At 63.2% G+C, this 4,873-nt stretch carries 4 protein-coding genes and 1 pseudogene; all 5 read right to left on the bottom strand.

The annotated features are described in order from the left end of the window. Window positions 1–811 (bottom strand): ArdC-like ssDNA-binding domain-containing protein (locus tag E8M78_RS23000; RefSeq protein ID WP_246658458.1); only part of this gene is annotated, 811 nt, incomplete at its 3' end. Between the two features lie 323 nt (window positions 812–1,134). Beyond that, complete coding sequence (locus E8M78_RS22995; RefSeq protein WP_137137289.1) at window positions 1,135–1,758, bottom strand: hypothetical protein; 624 nt, start codon at window positions 1,756–1,758, stop codon at window positions 1,135–1,137. Window positions 1,759–2,136: 378 nt separating this feature from the next. Continuing rightward, window positions 2,137–2,499: a hypothetical protein gene (locus tag E8M78_RS22990; protein WP_137137262.1), complete on the bottom strand. Its 363-nt coding sequence runs from the start codon at window positions 2,497–2,499 to the stop codon at window positions 2,137–2,139. Next, window positions 2,496–3,131: pseudogene (locus tag E8M78_RS22985) on the bottom strand (hypothetical protein); the annotation flags it as partial. The pseudogene E8M78_RS22985 and the gene E8M78_RS22990, both read right to left, overlap by 4 nt. 99 nt (window positions 3,132–3,230) lie before the next feature. Beyond that, window positions 3,231–4,873: plasmid partitioning protein (locus E8M78_RS22980; protein ID WP_137137261.1), on the bottom strand; the 1,643-nt coding region annotated here is incomplete at its 5' end.

Below are 4,873 nucleotides of genomic sequence, written 5' to 3'. Positions count from 1 at the left end.
CGGCCCAACTGTGGATATAGGCGGCGTGATCGGGCCGAGGCTCCAGCTCCGGAACGATACCGAGATCGGCACAGAGCATTGCCGATCCCAATTCCACGAGCATCTCTTCGAATGCCCTCTCGCGGCGATCCTTGTGATAGCGGCTGAGATCCCTGTTCAAGCGGCCGGGACCCGAACTCCAATGCAAGGTTTCGTGAGCTCTCGTGGCAACGAAGGACGCCATGTCCCGGAACAGTTCGGGCCGGGGCAGCTGAATATGGTCAGTTGACGGGGAGTAATAGGCCTTGTCGCCGCCATAGCGGACCTCAGCGCCTGTGTTGTCGAAGAAGCGGTCGGCATGTTCGATCCGTTCCAGCGGTTTTGCGACCAGTTCAGGGCAGCGGTAATAGTGATCTGGAAGTCCCTCGATTTGATCGCAGTTAAACACAGTGTAAGCCTTGAGAAAGGGGATATCGCGCTCGACGTCTCCGCCGCCCGCATCCTTCTCCGTCTTCGTGAAACGGCTGGCATAGACCACAGTCGCGCCTCGCTCACCCTTTCGCACATGCGCGCCAAACTCGTTTGCCTGGCGCAGGGTCATCCACGTTGTTGACATGAAGCCGCTGGCGACACTCTCAGACCAGAGAAGCAACACATTCAGCCCCGAATACGGTTGACCGTTGTGCCGGAGCGGCCGGCTGACCCGGCCGGACATGTTGCGGGCGCTCCACGGCTGCACCCACGGGCGCACGCCTTTTTCCAGATCGGCGACGATCCTGTCCGTGATGCGCGCGTAAATGTCCGTGCGCTCTTTTTCTGATTTCCTGCTCATCTTCCAGACCTCCGTGTTTGAGGAGGCCGCGCCGATCGCGGCCCCGTCGCGGAGGGCCGAGGGCAGGAGTGATCGGTGGCAGGCGCACCGGCACGGCCGGAACGAAGAGAAGGACGGCGCAGCCGTTGCGCCTGTCGCCGGCTCCTGCAGGACCGACAGAAGGGATGGGCCGCGATGGCGCCTGCCACCATCCTTGATGTTTCTCACCCTTCCTGATGCGACTTCGAAGTGGCGTCGGCACTCAAACAGCCGTCGCCCCGCGTGGGGAGACGGCTTGTTTATGGGTATGGCGAAGGCGGAGCCGAAGCTCCGCCCGAGGGGCCTCAGTCGAAGGCCGACATCTGCGCGGCGGCCGCCTTGCGGTCGAGGGACTGGCCCGAATTTTCGACTGGGCGATCGAAGGGCTTCCATACCTCGCCGACGATCTGCTCGTAGGCGGAAACGGCCCCTTCGGCAGCCATGCGGAGCGCATGGGCCTGGACGCCCATGTCGGCTGCGAACTCGCGCTTGCGCTGGGCGGCACTGTCATAGCCAACAGGGCCATCGAGATCCTCGTCGCGGGCGTCAGCAGATCCCTTGGCGGTAGCGTCGCGCGCTTCGGTGACGGCTTTGCTGTAGAACTGGCCGGCGCCGTAGGCCGATCCGACATAGGCGCCGACGATGCGCTGGAGATGGATCTGCATCGCGCGTTCACCAAGACCGTCGGAGAGTGCGGTCGCGGTCTCGACAATCAGGCGCTCATGCAGGTCGCGGATGCCGTCACTGTCGAGGATGGCGGTGCCAAAGCTTTCGGCGATCTTCAGCGCCTGGGCTTCATCGGGGCATGTCAGGCGGACCATTTCGATGGTGGCGCCCTTGCGCAGTTGCACGACACGACCGGTAGCGCCCGAAGCGAGGCGGGAAGTGGGGCGAGCGGTTTGACGGGATGGGGTTGCGGGCTTTGCCATGATGGTTTCCTTTTCCAGTTGCCGAAGCGGTTCCGGCCCCTTGGCCGTTCTGTCCTTCGGTGCGGTCACAAGGAACCGGCAGCACCCGGGCGGTTCAGGGTCCGGGCAGGCCCGATCGAGCGGGGCGGCCGAGCGGTCAAGCGGGTCTTTGAGACCTGCGAAGCACGATTGGCCACCTTGTCGAGAACGGCATGACCGGCCGCCCCGCGGCGCGACAGCGGCCTTGAACCGAACGGGCGCCGGTTCAGACCGCCACGAAACCGAAGGACAGAACGGCCAAGGGGCTCATCCGAGCCAAAACGGACACGGAAACCAGGCAAAGCGCGCAACTGACCGCCACCCAACCGCCCAGCCCCGTGACCTCGGCCAGCGCAACGATCAGGGGCTCAGATCGTCTCCGCCTGCGTGGCCGCCCTGTCGAGCAGAGCTGGACGGTGAACTCCTGGCATGCAACAACGCGATTGCCGCTTCCTGTCTTGCCAGCTTGCGCGAGAGTGCATCGATCTCCGGCTGGCGCTCATAGGTGATTGCCGCAAGATGGGAGCGGTAGCGGCAGAGGAAGGTGTTCGGATTTGGCGGCCTGCCGCGACGATAGCCTGATCGGCGCTGCGAAAGCGACGGGATAACTGCCGTCATTTTGCGGATGATCTGACGATCGATCATGTCGAGCTGATGCCGTGTCTGGCGGCAGGCCTCCTCCATGCGCCGTAATTCGATCTGGCGGTCTCCTGAGGTCATCATGCCGCACCCCTTCCGGTCCACGACACGAAGCTCGACGGGCCGTCATAAGCCGCATGCCGCGCCTCATCGATGACGAAGCCGAAACGCCCGACCTCGTATTCAGTAGACGGCACCAGAAAGCGTTGCTCCTCGAGGTGAGATTCTCGCCTGCCACCGCGTGAGGCTATGACCTCCGTCATACCGGGATGATGATCCGACCGGATGGCTGATATGACGACCCAGTCACCGGCATGCTTTGCCTCAAAAGCGCGACGGTCCTTCACATGGGATTCTCCGGGCATCAGGATCGTGCCAGAAATCTTCTCCCAGGCATCGGGCCACCAGTCCTTGATGGCACGCTCCGCGCACTGCCGCTCAAACGCGGTGAACAGATGGGGAAAGGTGATCGCCACGATCGCCCAGGCAGAGTCCTCCTCATAGAAACCGTCTTCCGACCGCAGTAAGAGGTGAACGTCCCGATTGCGCGTCGCCGAGAGCTTGAAGCCGCCGTGACCTGATGTCGTATGGCACTCGATGCCTTCAGCAAAAACGGTCGTTCGCTGGGACACTCCCCACGGCGTATGGACGCAGGCGACGATTTCTCGGCGGCTGAGTGCCTGCCGTTCCTGCTGGTGTTCGGCATTCTCGGTCATGCAATTTCTCCCTAAGTTTTGAGGTGCGTTGGAACGAAATCGCCGCCAGTGGAGAGCACCGGCGGAGGAACATCATTCGGAAGGGAAAAGGGAGTGCGGTTATTCCGCCGCGATGCCGTAGGCGTCCTGCACACTGTCGGGCTCGGCCGCCTGGGGCGCATCGTCGAAGGGCTCGGGCATATCGGCTCCACCCTTGAATGGATCGGAAGCGCCGCCTTTATCGACTTCGCTTTCCCCAACCGGATTGCCCTCGTCTGTCTCTGCCTCCGTCTTCTCACTGGCCGCGGCGCCCTCAATGCGCTCGACCTTGGGGCCATCCTCCGCGACGTCGGCCGGGGATGCCTCGTCCTCAAGAGTGTCGGCTTGGCTGATCAGATCGGCGACGTCGTTCGGATCAGGCGCGAAGAGTGCCGACGCATGCACGAAACGGCTGCCCTTGAGGTGGTCGACGAGAGCGGCACGGGTTTCGCGCACCTTCGGACGCGGCAGGACATTGACCTCCTTCGCTGCCGTTTCCAGTGCCTGCCGCGACAGGCACAACAGGAAATCTTCCGAGCCCATGTTGGGCAAGAAGCTGTCGGCGCCGATGGCATCGCCGGCGATGCGGGACACGACGCCACTGTTCGACATGCCGCGGCGGCAGGACAGAACGTCGATCAGCATGGAGCGGGCGGCGGCGCGCACTGTCTCCATATCAAAGGCAAGCTTGCCATTCTCGGAGAACAGACGCGCGGCATAGCGCTTGAACCGCTTAGGCCCGAACACGGTGTCGTTGGCGCCGGAGTCGACGCGCACATTCTGGCCGGCGAAGGCAAGAACGAGCAAGGCCATGAGCATGTCGTCCTCGATCGGCGCGCGTCCGAGCGCCTCGTGCAGGGCGTCGGTGCGAAAATCACCGATCATGTCATGGCCGTTCTGGGTGACGTCGGGGCGCGGCTTCGGCGTGTCGATGATGCTGCCGTCGTGGACGTCACCTTGCCCAACTGTCGCGGAGGCGCCGCCGTCGCCCTTGGTCTTACTGTCCTCCGGCATGCGGAAGGCAGCCGACTGCACCTTGCCGTCGCGGTCGAGATACATGGCGACATGGTCGGACTTCGACGGCTTGCCGTAGACGCGTTCCGCCTTCTTGGGCAGCTCCGGCTGACCCCAGTTGTTCACCTCGACGATCGCACCCTTCTTCGGAAGGTTGTTGGTCATCCATTCCTGCTGGGCGCCGAGGAAGGCTTCGACATTGGTGGTATAGCGCGTGTCTTCGTCAGCCGGCGAAAACAGGTCCTCGACCCACTCGATGCCATAGGCGCTGGCGAGATCGTCACCGAAGCTCGCATCCTTCGCATACATGCGGGTCTTCGCGAGCGCGCGGGCGACATTGTACCAGTCGGCCCGCTCGGTCTTCTTTGGCTTGTGCGCCTTCCACACCTCTTTCTGTTCGTCGAGCGAGGCGGCTGCGACGGTGCGGAGCTGCTGCTCATTCGGCATGTCGCCGAGCGCCATGTGGTCGAGCATGGAAGGCAAGACGTTCGCCAGAAGCCGAAGCTTCCTGATCTGGCGGACCGGCAAGGCAAGCGCGACGGCGATTGCCTCCTGGGTCCAGCCGAGTGCGACGAGCCGTTCGATGCCGCGCCATTGGTCGACGGGATTGAGGGGTTCACGGGCGATATTCTCGACCATGGAGTGCATGGCGCGCCAGGAAGCTGGATTGTCATTCGCCGCCTCGCGGACGATCACCTCGATTTCTTCGA

This window comes from Rhizobium sp. FKY42 (assembly GCF_005222835.1).
Lineage (GTDB): Bacteria > Pseudomonadota > Alphaproteobacteria > Rhizobiales > Rhizobiaceae > Neorhizobium.
The sequence above is the reverse complement of the archived record's forward strand: the minus strand, read 5'-3'. Positions and strand labels throughout refer to the sequence as shown.

Coding starts and splice junctions, on each gene's coding strand:
- E8M78_RS22995 (WP_137137289.1), bottom strand. CDS start 1,758: ATGGCAAAGCCCGCAACCCCATCCCGTCAAACCGCTCGCCCCACTTCC.
- E8M78_RS22990 (WP_137137262.1), bottom strand. CDS start 2,499: ATGATGACCTCAGGAGACCGCCAGATCGAATTACGGCGCATGGAGGAG.